General features: G+C 39.3%; 18 protein-coding genes. 16 read left to right on the forward strand and 2 right to left on the reverse strand.

Going from position 1 to position 16,436, the window contains the following annotated elements:
• Nucleotides 1–66: 66 nt before the first annotated feature.
• Nucleotides 67–1,044, reverse strand: coding sequence for a pyruvate dehydrogenase complex E1 component subunit beta (locus tag R1T16_RS10805; RefSeq protein WP_317501117.1), 978 nt, complete (start codon nucleotides 1,042–1,044; stop codon nucleotides 67–69).
• A 274-nt stretch (nucleotides 1,045–1,318) separates the two neighbouring features.
• Here R1T16_RS10805 and R1T16_RS10810 point away from each other — a divergent pair, with 274 nt between their 5' ends.
• The 13 genes from R1T16_RS10810 (at nucleotide 1,319) to R1T16_RS10870 (ending at nucleotide 10,939) form a co-directional block, all read left to right on the forward strand.
• Entirely contained in the window at nucleotides 1,319–2,065 is a 747-nt protein-coding gene (locus R1T16_RS10810) for an electron transfer flavoprotein subunit beta/FixA family protein (RefSeq protein ID WP_317501118.1), read from the forward strand.
• A 96-nt stretch (nucleotides 2,066–2,161) separates the two neighbouring features.
• A complete protein-coding gene (locus tag R1T16_RS10815) occupies nucleotides 2,162–3,133 on the forward strand; it encodes an electron transfer flavoprotein subunit alpha/FixB family protein (RefSeq protein WP_317501119.1) in 972 nt (323 codons plus the stop codon).
• Nucleotides 3,134–3,226: 93 nt separating this feature from the next.
• Nucleotides 3,227–3,850, forward strand: coding sequence for a bifunctional nuclease family protein (locus tag R1T16_RS10820; RefSeq protein WP_317501120.1), 624 nt, complete (start codon nucleotides 3,227–3,229; stop codon nucleotides 3,848–3,850).
• A gap of 83 nt (nucleotides 3,851–3,933) precedes the next feature.
• Complete coding sequence (locus R1T16_RS10825) at nucleotides 3,934–4,758, forward strand: thymidylate synthase (RefSeq protein ID WP_317501121.1); 825 nt, start codon at nucleotides 3,934–3,936, stop codon at nucleotides 4,756–4,758.
• A gap of 12 nt (nucleotides 4,759–4,770) precedes the next feature.
• Entirely contained in the window at nucleotides 4,771–5,592 is an 822-nt protein-coding gene (locus R1T16_RS10830; RefSeq protein WP_317501122.1) for a hypothetical protein, read from the forward strand.
• A 36-nt stretch (nucleotides 5,593–5,628) separates the two neighbouring features.
• Entirely contained in the window at nucleotides 5,629–5,955 is a 327-nt protein-coding gene (locus R1T16_RS10835) for a hypothetical protein (protein WP_317501123.1), read from the forward strand.
• A gap of 35 nt (nucleotides 5,956–5,990) precedes the next feature.
• Nucleotides 5,991–6,449, forward strand: coding sequence for a hypothetical protein (locus R1T16_RS10840; RefSeq protein ID WP_317501124.1), 459 nt, complete (start codon nucleotides 5,991–5,993; stop codon nucleotides 6,447–6,449).
• 56 nt (nucleotides 6,450–6,505) lie between these two features.
• Nucleotides 6,506–6,859, forward strand: coding sequence for a 2TM domain-containing protein (locus R1T16_RS10845; protein WP_317501125.1), 354 nt, complete (start codon nucleotides 6,506–6,508; stop codon nucleotides 6,857–6,859).
• Nucleotides 6,859–7,347, forward strand: coding sequence for a dihydrofolate reductase (locus R1T16_RS10850; protein WP_317501126.1), 489 nt, complete (start codon nucleotides 6,859–6,861; stop codon nucleotides 7,345–7,347). Before R1T16_RS10845 ends, R1T16_RS10850 begins: the two co-directional genes overlap by 1 nt.
• Nucleotides 7,348–7,466: 119 nt before the next feature.
• Nucleotides 7,467–8,942 carry a WG repeat-containing protein gene (locus R1T16_RS10855; protein ID WP_317501127.1) on the forward strand — a complete coding sequence of 492 codons (1,476 nt, stop codon included), beginning with the start codon at nucleotides 7,467–7,469 and terminating at the stop codon, nucleotides 8,940–8,942.
• A 12-nt stretch (nucleotides 8,943–8,954) separates the two neighbouring features.
• Complete coding sequence (locus R1T16_RS10860) at nucleotides 8,955–9,401, forward strand: hypothetical protein (RefSeq protein WP_317501128.1); 447 nt, start codon at nucleotides 8,955–8,957, stop codon at nucleotides 9,399–9,401.
• Nucleotides 9,402–9,492: 91 nt separating this feature from the next.
• Nucleotides 9,493–10,224, forward strand: a complete 732-nt coding sequence (gene ubiE, locus R1T16_RS10865; RefSeq protein WP_317501129.1) for a bifunctional demethylmenaquinone methyltransferase/2-methoxy-6-polyprenyl-1,4-benzoquinol methylase UbiE — start codon at nucleotides 9,493–9,495, stop codon at nucleotides 10,222–10,224.
• Between the two features lies 1 nt (nucleotide 10,225).
• Nucleotides 10,226–10,939, forward strand: coding sequence for a porin family protein (locus tag R1T16_RS10870; RefSeq protein ID WP_317501130.1), 714 nt, complete (start codon nucleotides 10,226–10,228; stop codon nucleotides 10,937–10,939).
• Here the strand turns inward: R1T16_RS10870 and R1T16_RS10875 are convergent.
• A complete protein-coding gene (locus tag R1T16_RS10875) occupies nucleotides 10,926–11,663 on the reverse strand; it encodes an RNA methyltransferase (RefSeq protein WP_317501131.1) in 738 nt (245 codons plus the stop codon). The two genes, R1T16_RS10870 and R1T16_RS10875, sit on opposite strands and share 14 nt — an antisense overlap.
• Before the next feature lie 39 nt (nucleotides 11,664–11,702).
• Here R1T16_RS10875 and R1T16_RS10880 point away from each other — a divergent pair, with 39 nt between their 5' ends.
• Genes R1T16_RS10880 through accD form a run of 3 tightly spaced genes read left to right on the forward strand, consistent with a single transcriptional unit; the run spans nucleotide 11,703 to nucleotide 16,259 of the window.
• Nucleotides 11,703–14,255: a BamA/TamA family outer membrane protein gene (locus R1T16_RS10880; RefSeq protein ID WP_317501132.1), complete on the forward strand. Its 2,553-nt coding sequence runs from the start codon at nucleotides 11,703–11,705 to the stop codon at nucleotides 14,253–14,255.
• A 47-nt stretch (nucleotides 14,256–14,302) separates the two neighbouring features.
• A complete protein-coding gene (fbaA, locus tag R1T16_RS10885; protein WP_317501133.1) occupies nucleotides 14,303–15,370 on the forward strand; it encodes a class II fructose-bisphosphate aldolase in 1,068 nt (355 codons plus the stop codon).
• 34 nt (nucleotides 15,371–15,404) lie between these two features.
• Entirely contained in the window at nucleotides 15,405–16,259 is an 855-nt protein-coding gene (gene accD / locus R1T16_RS10890; RefSeq protein WP_317501134.1) for an acetyl-CoA carboxylase, carboxyltransferase subunit beta, read from the forward strand.
• Nucleotides 16,260–16,436 lie beyond the last annotated feature (177 nt).

The raw sequence follows: 16,436 nt of genomic DNA on the forward strand, positions 1-16,436 counted from the left end.
ATATGCTATAAACAAAAAACTTCATCAAATAGTATGATGAAGTTTCAAATATAAGTGTTTATTTTCTTATTTGTACATAACTTTTTTCACCGCTTTAACAACGTCTCCCGCGTTAGGAAGCCACTCTTTTAAAAGCACCGGTGAGAAAGGAGCAGGTGTATCTGCTGTAGTTATTCTCTGGATAGGAGCATCAAGATAGTCAAATGCCCTTTCCTGAACAATGTAAGTTATCTCTGATGATACACTTGCAAATGGCCATGCCTCTTCAAGTATAACAAGTCGGTTCGTTTTTTTAACTGAAGTAAGGATAGCATCATGGTCCATAGGACGAACTGTTCTTAAATCAACAATTTCACAGCTTATACCTTCTTTAGCAAGTTCGTCTGCAGCAATGAATGCCTCTTTTATGATCTTTCCAAAAGTTACAATAGTAACATCTGTTCCTTCACGTTTAATATCAGCAACACCTAACGGAATAGTGTATTCTCCCTCTGGCACTTCGCCTTTGTCGCCATACATCTGTTCAGATTCCATAAAGATTACAGGATCATTGTCACGGATAGCCGATTTAAGAAGACCTTTTGCATCATACACATTAGATGGTACAACTACTTTAAGACCCGGAGTATTTGCATACCAGTTCTCAAAAGCCTGAGAGTGCGTAGCTCCAAGCTGACCCGCTGAACCTGAAGGGCCACGGAAAACCATTGGCATTGAAAACTGTCCTGCAGACATCTGGCGCATCTTTGCTGCGTTGTTAATAATCTGGTCAATACCCACAAGGGCAAAGTTAAAGGTCATAAACTCCACAATAGGCCTGTTACCATTCATGGCACTACCCACTGCTATACCTGCAAAACCAAGCTCTGCAATTGGAGTATCAATAACCCTCTTAGGGCCAAACTCATCAAGCATTCCTTTTGAGGCTTTGTAAGCACCGTTATATTCGGCAACTTCTTCACCCATTAAATATATAGATTCGTCGCGGCGCATCTCTTCGCTCATCGCTTCGCAAATAGCTTCTCTAAACTGTATCGTTCTCATGTAACTTCTTATTCGTATTAAATGAATGGCAAAAATAAAGATTTAAAATTATTTAATCCCCTTATATCTTTAAATTAATGCATTGTTAGTAACTTGTCTTTAAAATATCAACTATTCGCAATAATCAGTATTTTAAAGCTATATTTTTATGATTAATAAATTTAATAGCGTAAATTTTTAAAAAAATTACATTTAATATGCATGCATAGTTTTTTATTTAGATAAATTTATTATTTTCGTAACGGAAAAACCTCAACTTTATAACTTTATAAAAATGAAAATATTAGTCTGCATCAGCCACGTGCCTGATACCACAGCAAAAATTAACTTTACAAACGGCGACAGCGAGTTTGACACTAACGGCGTTTCGTTTGTAATCAACCCTAATGACGAATTTGGTTTAACAAGAGCAGTATGGTTTAAAGAACAAGCTGGCGCAAACGTTACAGTAGTAAACGTAGGCGGTCCTGAAGCTGAAGCTACACTTAGAAAAGCTCTTGCTATAGGTGCCGATGAAGCGATTCGCGTTAATGCTAACCCTGCCGATGGCTTTTTTGTTGCAAAACAACTTGCCGAAGTAGTTAAGAATGGCGGTTATGATCTTGTAATTGCAGGTAAAGAGTCTTTAGACTATAACGGCGGTATGGTACCGGGTATGCTTGCAGGGCTTTTAGGTTTTGACTTTGTAAACTCATGCATTAACCTTGAAGTAAACGGAAACGACGCTAAAGCAATAAGGGAAATTGACGGTGGTAAAGAAACACTTAGCGCAAAACTTCCGTTAGTTATAGGCGGACAAAAAGGCCTTGTAGAAGAAAAAGACCTTAAGATACCTGTAATGAGGGGGATCATGATGGCAAGGCAAAAAGTACTTACCATACTTGAGCCTGTGGCAGCTAACAATACTACAAAAGCAGTTAAGTTTGAAAAACCTGCTCCAAAATCGGCTGTAAAACTAATAAGCCCTGACAATCTTGACGAGCTTGTAAGCCTTTTACATAATGAAGCTAAAGTAATTTAATGTAACAATGAATGAATTAATTATTCAATGCATCAATTCACTTAATCTAATTGCAATTGTCACATTGATACATTAGTAAATTAAAAATTAGAAAATATGTCAATATTAATATATGCTGAGTTTGCCGAGGGTAAATTCAAAAAAACAACTTTCGAGCTTGCTTCTTACGCTAAAAAGATTGCAGGCGAAACAGGAACAACAGTTACCGCACTAACAATTAACGCATCTGACGCTGCTGCACAGCTTGGAAAATATGGCGTTGATAAAGTGCTTAATGTAAAATCTGACAAGCTTACCGCTTTCAATGCAAAGGCATACGCCGATGCAATTAAGCAGGCAGCAGAGAAAGAAAGTTCAAAGATCGTTCTTTTCAACTCTACAACTGACAGCCTTTACATTGCCCCACTTGTAGCTGTAGCACTTGAAGCAGGTTACGCTTCTAACGTAGTTGCACAGCCACTAAGCCTTTCTCCATTCCAGGTTAAAAGAAATGCATTTTCTAACAAAGCATTCAACATAACAGAAATAACTACTGATGTAAAGGTTCTTGCAATAGGCAAAAACTCTTACGGTGTATTTGAAAATGCTGTAAGCGCAACAGAAGAAGAATTCTCCCCGTCGCTTAACGACGCTGACTTCTCTGTAAAAGTAGAATCATCAGAAAAAGTGACAGGAAAAGTAACTATCGCCGATGCTGAGATCGTTGTATCTGGCGGACGCGGACTTAAAGGTCCCGAAAACTGGCACATCCTTGAAGACCTTGCGAGTGCACTTGGTGCTGCTACAGCTTGTTCTAAACCGGTTTCAGATCTTGGATGGAGACCTCACAGCGAACACGTTGGCCAAACAGGTAAACCGGTTGCTTCTAACCTTTATATAGCTATAGGTATTTCGGGAGCTATCCAGCACATTGCCGGTATCAACTCATCTAAAGTAAAAGTAGTCATCAATGCAGATGCTGATGCACCTTTCTTTAAAGTTGCAGACTACGGCGTTGTAGGCGATGCTTTTGATATTGTTCCTAAGTTGACTGAAAAAATTAAAGCCTTTAAAGCGCAAAACTCATAATTTTATTTTAAATTGTGCCCTCTAAAAGGGCTATCCGAAAATGGTAGTTAATCTTTTTCGGATAGCCCTTTTTCTATACAGGAAAGACTAATTATGAGCTTAGTAAAACTTACTATAAAAGGAATTTCATACAGCCAGACTCAAAACGGGGCGTATGCACTTATCCTTAATGAAGTGGATGGTGACCGCAAATTGCCCATAGTTATTGGCGCTTTTGAAGCCCAGTCCATAGCTATTGCCCTTGAAAAGGAAATTAAACCGCCAAGGCCGCTTACGCACGACCTGTTTAAAAACTTTGCTGACAGGTTTGATGTCGTAGTAAAGCAGGTAATCATACACAAACTTGTAGATGGGGTTTTCTTTTCCAGCATTATATGCGAAAGAGACCGTATTGAAGAGATTATAGATGCAAGAACGTCTGATGCTATTGCATTGGCGCTTCGTTTTAATGCTCCTATATTTACCTACAAGAACATCCTTGACAAAGCAGGTATTTTCCTGAAGTTGAATCCGGAAGCAGACGCAGAAGGCAACCCAACGCAGCCTGAAGATGTACTTTCGGAACCGCAGACCTTCGGGCAGGAAACTGTATCAGGCGAAGGCTATTCTGCGTACAACCTGCAGGAACTTAACGAGATGCTTGACGGCGCCGTTCAGAACGAAGACTACGAAAAAGCCGCTAAAATACGCGACGAAATATCAAAGAGGGAGAGTTAGTTTGGCTATTTGTTTAATTCGGTTATTAGACACTACAAGTCACACATAACCAAATCCACAAGTCCACAAGTAAACAGGAAAAGATGAAGCAGTATCACGATTTAGTAAAACATGTTTTAGAGAACGGAGTACAAAAAGGCGACCGTACCGGTACAGGTACAAAAAGCGTTTTTGGCTACCAGATGCGTTTTGACCTTAGCGAAGGATTTCCTTTAGTCACTACAAAAAAACTGCACCTTAAATCAATCATATATGAACTGCTTTGGTTTCTTGAGGGGAATACAAACATCGGCTATCTTAATGATAACGGTGTAAAAATATGGGACGAATGGGCAGATGAAGATGGCAACCTTGGCCCTGTATATGGCCATCAGTGGCGCAACTGGGACGATAAGGAAATAGATCAGATCACCGAACTTATCGAAACACTGAAAACAAACCCTAACAGCCGCAGGATGCTTATTTCTGCATGGAATCCAAGCGTACTGCCTGACACTTCTAAATCATTTTCTGAGAATGTGGCCAACGGTAAAGTTGCACTACCTCCATGCCATGCATTCTTTCAGTTTTATGTTGCCGAAGGAAAATTATCGTGCCAGCTATACCAACGCAGTGCCGATATATTTTTAGGTGTACCTTTTAATATCGCGTCATATGCTTTATTGACCATGATGATCGCCCAGGTGTGCGGACTACAGCCAGGCGATTTCATCCACACCTTTGGCGATGCACATATTTACAACAACCACATGGAACAGCTGGAACTTCAGTTAAGCCGCGATCCTAAGCCGCTTCCTCTAATAAAGCTTAATCCTGAAGTAAAAAACATCTTTGCCTTTAAATTTGAAGATTTCACTTTAGAGAACTACGATCCGCATCCGCACATTAAAGGTGCTGTAGCTGTTTAACAAACAAACCTTATGAAATTTACCATAGCCGCAATTGCTTTTGCCTTTTGCATGATTTCTAACGCCCAAAACTTTCCTCCTGTAAAATTAGGCGAACAGGCTGTTTTTAAGCATTGCATGACAGAAGCAGACCCAATATTATGCACCGAGGAAACTTTCAAGAACCTAATCACTAACCTGATTACTCCAGAAATCACTCAGGAGATAGCAAACTCACCCGAAAAAGACGGTTTTTATGTATCAATCCTTTTTATAACTGATGAAAATGGAAAAGTCATAAATTCTGAAACAGAAATAATCTGCGCAAACAATGCCCTGCATGTTTCCATACGCAATATCATATCCCGTTTACCGGCATTTTTCCCTAAGAGCGATAAAATGGCCATAAGGAAAAGCGCCCATCTTTATAATATAAATTTTGTACCCGACCTGCCTACGCAGACATATCAGCCGGGCATAACTTTTTTTACCGACAAATTACCCCCTCAATTACTTAAGTATAATGAGGATGCAAAATTTAAGGACTGTAAAGAAAAATATAAAAAGGATGTGTACAATAAATTTCCGTGTTTATACAACCCGCTCTCTAACATAGTACTGAAAAACTTTAAGATTCCGGGATCTGAATCCCCGTCAAGAAATAAACTAATCGTATATTTTACTGTAAATGCTTCGGGGGAAATCGTACTGACCAGGATAATGGAAGGGACAGAGGAATTAAGGGGAGAGATGGCAAGACAATTTAAAATGCTGCCTAAGATTGAACCTGCTTTAATTAAAGGAATACCTACGGTACAATCTTTTGTCATTCCATTTACAATAAATATAGACTAATTTTTACTATTTTTCCCATATCAAATAAGATAGGAAATGTATAGAAATTTTTTATTAGCCATCGCGATAATTATCATAGTTAATTTTACCGGCACAGCACAGTCAGGCAAAAGAACTTATGCAACATTTAAAGAGTGTGAAAATGCAGGGCCTGAATCTGATTGTTATTCAGAAAAATTACGCGCTGACCTCAACAACCTGATGTCTGATGAAATTGCACAGCATATAAAAAAAACGAGCACCTACGATCACATGCCAATATCTTTTGCATTCCTTTCTGACGCAGAGGGCAAAGTAATGGCAGAAACCGTTGAAGTCGCGTGCGAAGACAGCCTGCTTCGTAATGCCCTAAAAACTACATAGACAACCTTGCGCCTTTTCTGCCCAAAAATGACGGCATGGACGAAAACAGAAGCGCCCATATATCAACGTATACGTACCTATATAATGGGCAGACTGATAAATTTGAAATTACGACCTATGATATCTTAAGAGAAAAAGGCATACGGCCGAAATATATTCGACTGGGTATACAGCCTGCATGCAAGGGGTGTGAAAACGACAATCAGGAACTTGCCTACAAATGCTCTTCAGAAAAAATAACAAAGGTTATGTTGAGAAAATTCAGAACACAAGAAGTAAAGCCGGTAGCCAAACAACAACGCCTTGTGGCAACATTTATAGTAGAGAAAAACGGCGATATAACCATCTCAGATGTAGTGTCTATCCCTTACAATATTTCTGCTTCCGAAGAATACAGGAGGGCACTGAAAAAATTGCCCGAATTTAATCCGGGAAGTTTCAGGGGAATTCCTGTAAGGGCAAGCTTTAACCTGCCGGCAACCTTAAACTTTTAATAAATTGTATCCTTTTTTTATATTTTTCCCTACCTTTAGTTACCAAAAACTGAGAAATGGAACCAAATCAACAAGAATTATTTGAATATGCCCGTAAACGGGTAAAACAAAAAAAGCGCGTTTACTTTCACTTTATATTATTCTTTGTCAGCAGTTTTTTCTTTTACATTATCAATAAAATGCTCGATGTAGATCCTGAAGACGACTGGTACCTTTGGGCAATAACGGCATGGGCATTTATTTTTATAATGCACTTTATAAAAGTATTTGTTACCGAAAGCTTTATCAATAAAAAATGGGAACAGGATCAGATCGCTAAACTCGTTGCCCGACAGGAACGCCGCATCGGCCAGCTGGAAAAAAAACTGGAAAACGACACATCCAATACTACCACTACCACATTAGACTAATGACTATTACACTTATCGCGGCAGTAGCCGAAAACAATGCCCTGGGCAAAGACAACAAAATGATATGGCACCTGCCTGATGATTTTAAACATTTTAAAACCCGAACATCAGGGCATCACATCATAATGGGAAGAAAGACATTTGAGAGCTTTCCTTCTCCCCTGCCAAACCGTACATCTGTAATTATTACACGCCAGGCAGACTATAAGGCTGATGGCTGCATTATTGCCGGAAGCCTTGATGAGGCTCTTAATGCCTGCCCGCAGGACGAAGAGGTTTTTGTTATTGGCGGAGGCGAAATTTATAACCAAAGCATTAGCCGTGCCGATAAGCTTGACATAACCCGAGTACACGCCGAATTTCCTGATGCGGACGCTTATTTTCCACAAATAGACGAATCAAAATGGAAACTGAGTGAAGCTATATTTCACCCAAAAGATGAAAAGCACGCATATGAAATGACTTTTCAGGTATATTTAAAGGCATAGCTGTAATGGGATTCGGTTCAAACGTTGAATTATATTATAACACCCATATTGCCGGCAATCCTATTTAGAAAACTGAGCTAAATTTCTTATATTTGGTAAAACCATCATCTGTTACCAAAATGAATTTTAAGCTTATTCTTCTTTTTATAATTATCAGCTTTTCAGCTAAAGCCCAGACTTTTGAATCAGCCAAAGAAAATCTTAAAGGCAAATACCAGTACATTTCCCATCCGAAAAACGGTATTGTAACCTTTAGGGAACAAAATGGCAAAATGGGCGTTATGGATTCTCTTTGCAGCATCACCGCCCCCGCCACATTTGACTATACCGAAATTAACTGCAATGGCGCGATTGAAGCCGGGATGAAAGTTAAGGGTATAATGAAGCGCGGCTACATAGACAAGAGCGGAAAAATACTCATTCCTTTTATCTACGACGACGTTTATAATGCATGTGACAGCAAATTAGTAGTTGTTGGTATAAACAACAAAAAGGGTGCTGTAGATTTTTCAAACAATGTGAAGATCCCAATAGAATACAACTACATTACCGATGCCAACAAAGACATGTATATCGTAGAAAAAAATAAGCGCTACGCAGTATTTGACGTAGAAGGAAAAGCGATTACTGGTTTTGATTTTACTGATATGGAACGTTATTACGACGGGGCAGCGTATGTAGTGCTGCCCGACAAATCTGTAACGATGATAGGCCTCGACGGAAAACAACTCTTTACTGCACTAAAAGGATACAACCTTGATATCTATAAAAGCGGTATTGCTAAAATACGCAACACAAAAACGGGCCTTTATGGCTTTATCGATAAATCGGGTAATTTTATTATTCCATGCGATTATAAAGATGCAGAATACGGAGAGGAACTTGTAACACTGAAAAAGGGTAGCAAATGGGGACTTTATACCCGCGGCCATAAAGCCATTACAGCATTAAGATATGAATACATATTTCCGACAGAGCACAACCTTTATGTAGTTAAAGATAAAAACTGGGGCATTATTGATGCATCAGGTAATGAAATTATACCAGCTATTTATAAGCATATAGAACTTCATGAAAAGAAATACTTTATAACTGAAAACAACGACGGGAAGTATGGCATATTTAACTTATCAGGTAAAAACACCATTCCGTTTGACTATGCTTTTTACAGGGTATGGAAACAAAAAGTATTTGCCACAAAAGACAACAAGCCAATACTACTGGATATAGAAACAGGTAAGACAGAAAACGTAAATGCAGACAGCTTCATTAAAGCCTCAGACGCAATTTACGAAAAATGGGATAAACAGGTATTTTTAAAAGACGGTAAATATGGAGTTGTTTCGATAGATAACCAGATATTGGTTCCTGCGGAATATGATGCCCTGGACAACATTTATGTTTCAGGAGAATTTATCGCAAAACGAAACACTAAATTTGGCATCATTAACTCAAAGAATGAGATTGTTCAACCGATTGCATTTGATAAAGCCTACATCAGAAAAGAATCTGTCGAACTTACCGTAAAAAATAAAAAGCCTATATACCACAGCGTGAATTATAGGGACTATGCCATCAAATTTGACAAAAATTAATACAATGAAACAATGAAAAGATATTTGGCTACTGTTCTGTTGACTACTTTAATTTTTATCTCATGTAAAAAAGAAGAAAAACAAATTGACGAACCTGTTACTACAGAAAGCCAAACAATAGCAACCGTTGATACTGTGACCGACGCGGCCAAACCGAAAATTGAACGCCCGGAAAAACCGGTCATCAAAACAGCACTAAATACAGAATTACTTTTCAACACATGTGTAAGCGACCCATCAGGGCCTCATGCCGATTTTGTGCTTTCAAAAAAATCATTTTATGTTGTAGACTATGATGGAAATGGAGATATGCCCTATGTTATAAACGGAGACAGTCTTACCGTTTATTATGAAACAGAAACCAGAGAGGCAAAAATAATTTCGCTTACAGAGAATAACCTTATCCTGCAATGGAGCGGTGTGGAAGAGTCTACGAATTATGTGATATGGAAAGTGTAACAACTCATATACTTTAGAAGTTTATGCCTATTAGCATTTCTAATCCCCTATTAACAAAACTATTTCTATCTTTGCTGCGTAAATATAAGTAATGTCGCAAAACGTAACTCCCTATAAAGATTCCGGCCTGGGCAAAAAAGAACAGGTTGCCCAAATGTTTGATACTATTTCTGGTAATTATGACGGCCTTAACCGTGTAATTTCCTTTGGAATAGATATCAAATGGCGAAAAAAAGTGCTAAAACTTGTTGCTGAGAAGAACCCGCAGGCGATACTTGATATCGCAACAGGAACCGGCGACCTGGCTATATTGCTGGCGCAAACACGTGCAACGGAAATCATTGGCGCAGATATTTCTGAAGGCATGATGGAAGTGGGCCGAAAAAAAGTAGCCGAAAAAGGCCTTGACAGTAGAATAAAACTGGTATATGGCGATAGCGAGAACCTTCCGTTTGAAGACAATTATTTTGATGCCATAACAGTAGCTTTTGGTGTACGCAACTTTGAAACGCTTGAAAAAGGGCTTGCAGAAATTTTGCGCGTGCTTAAGCCAAACGGTATTTTTGTGATACTTGAAACTTCGGTGCCTACAAAATTCCCATACAAACAGGGATATAATTTTTACAGCAAATACCTGCTGCCGCTTATAGGCAGGATGTTTTCTAAAGACCGTTCAGCTTATGCCTACCTTAGCGAATCGGCATCCGTTTTTCCACATGGTGAAGCGCTGAACAATATTTTACGAAAAATTGGGTTTATAGAGGTTAAGAATATGCCGCAGACTTTTGGAGTGGCAACAATTTACTCTGCTTCAAAACAATAAGATGAAGAAACTGTTTTTATACCTACTGCTTTTTACCGGACTGTGCTCCCATGCCCAGTTTGGCACGCAAATATTTAGCAAAAAGCCTATCATCAACCTTGAAAACTTTGACAAGCAAAGAATTCACTGGGGATATTTTTTGGGCTTTAACAGCTATGATTTTAAATGGGATTATATTGACGACCCAAAGGTTGATATTGAGGTAAAACGCACTACAGGTTTTAATGTGGGCCTTGTGGGCAATCTTCGTCTATTTGAATACCTGGACCTTAGATTTGAACCGGGACTTTATTACACGCAGCGTGACCTGACGTTTCACAATGTGGAGGGAACCCTTGCCGACCAGCAAAGAGAAGTAAAATCTACATACATCCATTTTCCGCTTTTACTTAAATTTTCTTCTAAGAGAACAGGTAACATCAGGCCTTATATCCTTGGAGGGGTGTCACGTTCCCTTAACCTTTCCAGTGGCTTTAACGTAAAAGATGATAACATTACCGGCCAAAGGTTCAGGATGAAAAAATGGACAAATTTTTATGAAATCGGCGCAGGTATAGATATTTACTTTGAATACTTTAAATTTTCACCGTCTATACGTGGTATATTCAGCTTAAATGATGAGCTTATACGTGATAATGATCCTAACAGTCCTTACACAAGCAACGTAGAATCCATGAAAACACGTGGCGTTTTCATCAACTTTACTTTCCACTAAAATCACGACGGAATTCGCTTAAGATGATGGCGGCAGCCGTAGCTACATTAAGGCTTTCTGTTTGCTGAAGATCACCAAAACGTGGAATGGCAATCTTATGACCTACCCTGTTTTCAACAGCCTGAGATATTCCGTTAGCTTCATTACCCATTACAATTATCCCGTTTTCAGGAAGCGATTCGCTGTAAATGTTTTCGCCATCCATAAAAGTCCCAAAAACAGGAAGCGCAGTTTTTTGCAGGTATTCATCAAGACCAGTATACACAACATTTACGCGGGTTAACGATCCCATTGTAGCCTGCACGACTTTAGGATTATAAACATCTACACATTGCTCTGAACACACAAGATGGCTGATGCCGAACCAGTCACATAAGCGAATTATTGTCCCCAGGTTGCCGGGATCGCGCACATCGTCAAGCGCTACGATAAGTCCGCTGTCAGGCACGGTTTTTTCTTCCGGCATAACAAATATTGCCACGCAGGCATTAGGTGTAGCAAGGGCACTTATCTTTTTAAGCTCAGCTTCGGTAATAAATTCGGTTTTGCTGTCAGGAACAGCCTTAAATATATCCTGAGTTGTAAAAAGCTGGTGTAATTCAAAATTGGAATTCAGCAATTCCTGCACTACCTTTATACCTTCGGCAAAGAACAATTTATGCTGTTTCCTGTATTTTTTTTGCTGTAAGCCCGTTATTGTTTTAATTTGGTTTTTACTAACCATAAAAAATGTATTTTTGAATTACTATTTGGCTATACCGTCTTGAGAAATAAAACCACAAAAATAGCACTAATTATATTATCGGGCCTGATTTTATATTCATGTTCTCTTGTAAAAAGAGTTCCTGATGGCAAGCACCTGCTTGAAAAAGCCGATATAACCGTTAATGGAGAGAAAAAGACCGATGATGAAGTTAAAAATTTGCTTTATCAGGAACCAAATACCGACATTTTAGGGTATCACCTAAGGCTTCACCTTTTTAATCTTGCAAAACCTAATGCTGATTCTTCGTACCATGCATGGCTTGACAGAAAGCCTGGCAGGCACGAACGAATGAAAGCGCTGCTATCTGAAAAGCAGGTACAGCGCCTTGGCAACTCATTTGTAGTTACAGGGTATAGCAATTTTCTTAAAAAAGTTGGAGAACCTCCTGTAATCGTTGATGTAAACAGGACAAAGAAATCTAGGAACAGACTTTTTGCCTACTACTACAAACAGGGGTTCTTCAGGGCAAGTGCCGGATTTAAGATTGACACCCTTGGCGACAAAAGAGCAGCTATTAACTATGACGTTATTACCGGAAAGCCATACATGCTTGACAGCATTGCCGCTTTTATAGAAAGCCCGGCACTTGACAGCCTTTACAACGCCACAAAAAAAAATTCAGTTATAAAAAAAGGCCAGCAGTACAACGAAGCTAATTTTACTGCCGAAAGGGAAAGGATTACCAATTACTTCAGGAATCACGGTGCCTACTATTTTCAGCAGAACAATGTAAATTATGTAGTTGATACTGTAAATAATGACTACAAGGCTAACGTAGAACTTGTCGTAGACAACGAATCATTGCGACGCGGCGACTCTACCGTGGTAAGACCTTTCAAGTTATACAAAATAAGTAAGGTAAACATCTACACTACAAATCCTACAAGTGCAGATCAATCAATTGATAGTACAAAATATAAAGACTTTAATATTTATAGTACAGGAAAGCTAAACTACAGGCCAAAAGCCATAACCGACGCTATTTTTATAACTCAGGGGAGTACCTATTCTGACATAGGAAGGGTGCGCAGTTCGCGCTATTTAAGCAACCTGAGGGTATTCAACTCGCCTTCCATAAGTTATATAGAAGATCCTAACGACCCAACAGGACAGTCGCTTATTACCAATATTACGCTTACGCCAAGAAAAAAATTCCGTTTTAATGTTACGGCCGACTTTACGCATTCTAACATTCAGGATTTTGGTATTTCAGGAAGTTTAGGGGTAACCATCCGTAACTTATTCCGCGGAGCAGAAACTCTTGAGATCTCCACACGCGGAAATATAGGTTCGTCACGCGATGGCGCAATTAAAGACAGGGCATTCTTTAATATCCTAGAATATGGAGCAGACATGAAGCTTACACTGCCACGAATATTCTTTCCGCTCAATACAGACAAGGTGATCCCAAAGGAGATGCTGCCGTCTACCGTAATGAGCCTTGGTACAAGCAGGCAGAAAAACATTGGCCTTGATAAGGAGAATTTTACAGGCGTGCTGAGCTACAACTGGACACCAAAGAGAAACCGCACGGCAAGGCTGGATTTATTCAACGTACAATACATAAGAAACATAAACCCCTCTAAGTACTTTAGTGTTTACGACTCATCTTACGACAGGGTAAACGAAATAGCAGACACCTACCGTTCGCAGATTCCTGAATCGTACCTTAATACTAACGGAGATCTTGACAGGGATAATGGTAAAACAGAGCTCTTTATAAATGACGTAAATAATGACGTTATACAGGTTTCTCAAACCGACAAAGACAATATTGAAAGCATAGAAGAACGACGTGTGAGGCTTACGGAAAACAACCTGATATTTGCCACAAACTACACCTATACTACTACCAGCAGAGAAAATATAAATGATAATACATTCTTTATCTTCAAGACTAAGGTAGAATCTGCAGGGGCATTGCTTTCACTGATTGGAGGAACAGTTGTTGATCCAAACGGCAGCAACACAGGACGCACTCTATTTAACGTAGCTTACTCTCAATATCTAAAAGGAGAACTTGACTTTATAAAACACTGGGACCTTCGGCGTGGTAAAGTACTTGCCATGCGCGCCTTTTTTGGCCTTGCAATACCATACGGCAACTCTACCTCAATACCTTTTACAAGAAGTTATTTTGCAGGGGGATCTAATGACAACCGAGGGTGGCAGCCCTACAGCCTTGGACCCGGAAGCAGCGGAGGTGTAAACGACTTTAACGAAGCGAATCTTAAGCTGGCCTACAGTGCCGAACTTCGTTTCAACATATTCGGAAAGCTTAACGGAGCCATTTTTGGCGATGTGGGTAATATCTGGAATGTTTTTGACGAAGAAAAAGACAAATCAAAAACTTTTAACGGCCTGGAATCCTTTAAAGATCTTGCTTTAGGCACGGGAATTGGATTCAGGTACGATTTTAACTTCTTTGTGGTTCGCTTTGACCTTGGATTTAAGACCTATAATCCGGGGCGTGAAGAGAATGATCGCTGGTTTAAAGAGTATAATCTTTCTAAATCAGTTCTAAATGTCGGAATTAATTATCCGTTCTAAATTTAAAATATTATTTTTGTCAATTCAATTCTAAAATTCAATACAAAATGGCTCATAATATTAAGCCCGGTGTTGCTACCGGAGACCAGGTACAGGAAATCTTTAGATATGCTAAAGAGAAAGGTTTTGCCCTTCCTGCAATTAACGTAACAGGATCAAGCACAATTAACGGTGTAATGGAAACTGCTGCAAAACTTAACGCACCTGTTATCATTCAGTTCTCTAACGGTGGTTCTATTTACAATGCCGGTAAAGGCCTTTCTAATGCAGACGAGCGGGCAGCTATTCTTGGTGCTATTGCGGGAGCAAAACACATACACACTTTAGCAGAAGCTTACGGTGCTACTGTAATTCTTCACACTGACCACTGTGCTAAAAAACTTTTACCCTGGATTGACGGACTTCTTGATGCAAGCGAAAAACATTTTGCTGAAACAGGAAAACCATTATTCAGCTCACACATGATAGATCTTTCGGAAGAGTCTCTTGAAGAGAATATGGAAATTTCTAAAAAATATTTAGAGAGAATGAGCAAAATGGGCATGACACTTGAAATCGAGCTTGGTATTACAGGCGGTGAAGAAGATGGTGTTGACAACTCAGATGTAGACAGCTCAAAATTATATACTCAGCCGGAAGAAGTTGCTTATGCTTATGAAGAGCTTAGCAAAGTATCGCCACGTTTTACTGTAGCAGCTGCTTTTGGTAACGTACACGGTGTTTACAAACCGGGTAACGTAAAACTTACTCCGAAAATCCTAAGAAACTCTCAGGAGTATGTGCAGGAAAAATTCAACTTAGGCCACAACCCTGTTGACTTTGTATTCCACGGAGGTTCTGGATCTACACTTGAAGAGATCAGGGAAGCTATTGGTTACGGTGTTGTAAAAATGAATTTAGATACAGATCTTCAGTTTGCATTTACTGAAGGTATCCGTGATTACGTTGTTAAAAACGTAGACTACCTAAAAACACAAATAGGAAGCCCGGACGGACCTGAGTCTCCAAACAAAAAACACTACGATCCAAGAAAATGGATGCGTGAAGGTGAACTTACTTTCAACGCAAGGCTTGAGCAGGCCTTTAAAGACCTTAACAACGTTAACACACTATAATAACTGCTTGCAGTAATAACTTTAACTGAATAAGATGGCTTGGTTTAAAAGAACAGAAAAAGGGATAACAACACCAACCGAGGATAAGAAGGACGTACCTAAAGGACTTTGGTACAAATCTCCTACCGGTAAAATTGTTGATGCTGACGAACTTGCCAAAAATTTTTACGTGAGCCCGGAAGACGGCTACCACGTAAGGATAGGCAGCAAAGAGTACTTCAATATCCTTTTTGATGACAATGAGTTTACAGAGTTTGACAAAAACATGACTTCTAAGGATACCCTTAAGTTTGTGGATACTAAAAAATACGGTGACCGTATTAAGGAAGCTACCGAAAAGACTAAACTTAAAGATGCCGTAAGGACAGCTGTAGGTAAATCTAAAGGTAACGACCTTGTAGTAGCATGTATGGATTTTGCTTTCATTGGAGGTTCTATGGGAGCTGTTGTAGGAGAAAAAATAGCACGTGCTATTGACTATTCTATTAAAAACAACATTCCTTTTGTAATGATTTCCAAGTCTGGTGGCGCAAGGATGATGGAAGCTGCCTACTCGTTGATGCAGCTTGCTAAAACTTCCGCAAAACTAGCTCAGCTTGCTGACGCTAAAATTCCGTACATCTCACTATGTACAGACCCTACAACAGGTGGAACAACCGCTTCTTATGCAATGCTTGGTGATGTAAACATTTCTGAGCCTGGTGCTCTGATCGGTTTTGCAGGCCCGCGTGTTGTAAAAGACACTACCGGTAAAGATCTGCCTGAAGGTTTTCAGACTGCGGAATTTGTACTTGAGCACGGTTTCCTTGATTTCATTACGCCGCGTAAAGAACTTAAAGACAAAATAAACTTATATCTGGACCTTGTACTAAACCAGCCCGTAAGATAAAAATCATCCCCCTCAAATGAGGGGGATTTTTTTTGCTTATCCCCTATCTTAAAGTAAAAAAATGTTGTAAAAAAAATCTGAAACATTTAACTGAGATCTGAAATACCCTGCAAACACTGACTTTATTTGTCACATCAAACTATTGCATTTTGAAAATATTATAACTTATTTTGCTAC

The sequence above is a fragment of the Flavobacterium sp. DG1-102-2 genome (genome assembly GCF_033042555.1).
Classification (GTDB): Bacteria; Bacteroidota; Bacteroidia; order Flavobacteriales; family Flavobacteriaceae; genus Flavobacterium.

Bases quoted from the DNA above. Each gene is read 5' to 3' on its own strand.
- R1T16_RS10860 (WP_317501128.1), top strand. From the start codon at position 8,955: ATGAAAAGATATTTGGCTACTGTTCTGTTGACTACTTTAATTTTTATC.
- R1T16_RS10875 (WP_317501131.1), bottom strand. From the start codon at position 11,663: ATGGTTAGTAAAAACCAAATTAAAACAATAACGGGCTTACAGCAAAAA.
- fbaA (WP_317501133.1), top strand. From the start codon at position 14,303: ATGGCTCATAATATTAAGCCCGGTGTTGCTACCGGAGACCAGGTACAG.
- R1T16_RS10805 (WP_317501117.1), bottom strand. From the start codon at position 1,044: ATGAGAACGATACAGTTTAGAGAAGCTATTTGCGAAGCGATGAGCGAA.
- R1T16_RS10835 (WP_317501123.1), top strand. From the start codon at position 5,629: ATGTATAGAAATTTTTTATTAGCCATCGCGATAATTATCATAGTTAAT.
- R1T16_RS10815 (WP_317501119.1), top strand. From the start codon at position 2,162: ATGTCAATATTAATATATGCTGAGTTTGCCGAGGGTAAATTCAAAAAA.
- R1T16_RS10845 (WP_317501125.1), top strand. From the start codon at position 6,506: ATGGAACCAAATCAACAAGAATTATTTGAATATGCCCGTAAACGGGTA.
- R1T16_RS10810 (WP_317501118.1), top strand. From the start codon at position 1,319: ATGAAAATATTAGTCTGCATCAGCCACGTGCCTGATACCACAGCAAAA.
- ubiE (WP_317501129.1), top strand. From the start codon at position 9,493: ATGTCGCAAAACGTAACTCCCTATAAAGATTCCGGCCTGGGCAAAAAA.
- R1T16_RS10825 (WP_317501121.1), top strand. From the start codon at position 3,934: ATGAAGCAGTATCACGATTTAGTAAAACATGTTTTAGAGAACGGAGTA.
- R1T16_RS10855 (WP_317501127.1), top strand. From the start codon at position 7,467: ATGAATTTTAAGCTTATTCTTCTTTTTATAATTATCAGCTTTTCAGCT.
- accD (WP_317501134.1), top strand. From the start codon at position 15,405: ATGGCTTGGTTTAAAAGAACAGAAAAAGGGATAACAACACCAACCGAG.
- R1T16_RS10820 (WP_317501120.1), top strand. From the start codon at position 3,227: ATGAGCTTAGTAAAACTTACTATAAAAGGAATTTCATACAGCCAGACT.
- R1T16_RS10840 (WP_317501124.1), top strand. From the start codon at position 5,991: ATGGACGAAAACAGAAGCGCCCATATATCAACGTATACGTACCTATAT.
- R1T16_RS10830 (WP_317501122.1), top strand. From the start codon at position 4,771: ATGAAATTTACCATAGCCGCAATTGCTTTTGCCTTTTGCATGATTTCT.
- R1T16_RS10870 (WP_317501130.1), top strand. From the start codon at position 10,226: ATGAAGAAACTGTTTTTATACCTACTGCTTTTTACCGGACTGTGCTCC.
- R1T16_RS10850 (WP_317501126.1), top strand. From the start codon at position 6,859: ATGACTATTACACTTATCGCGGCAGTAGCCGAAAACAATGCCCTGGGC.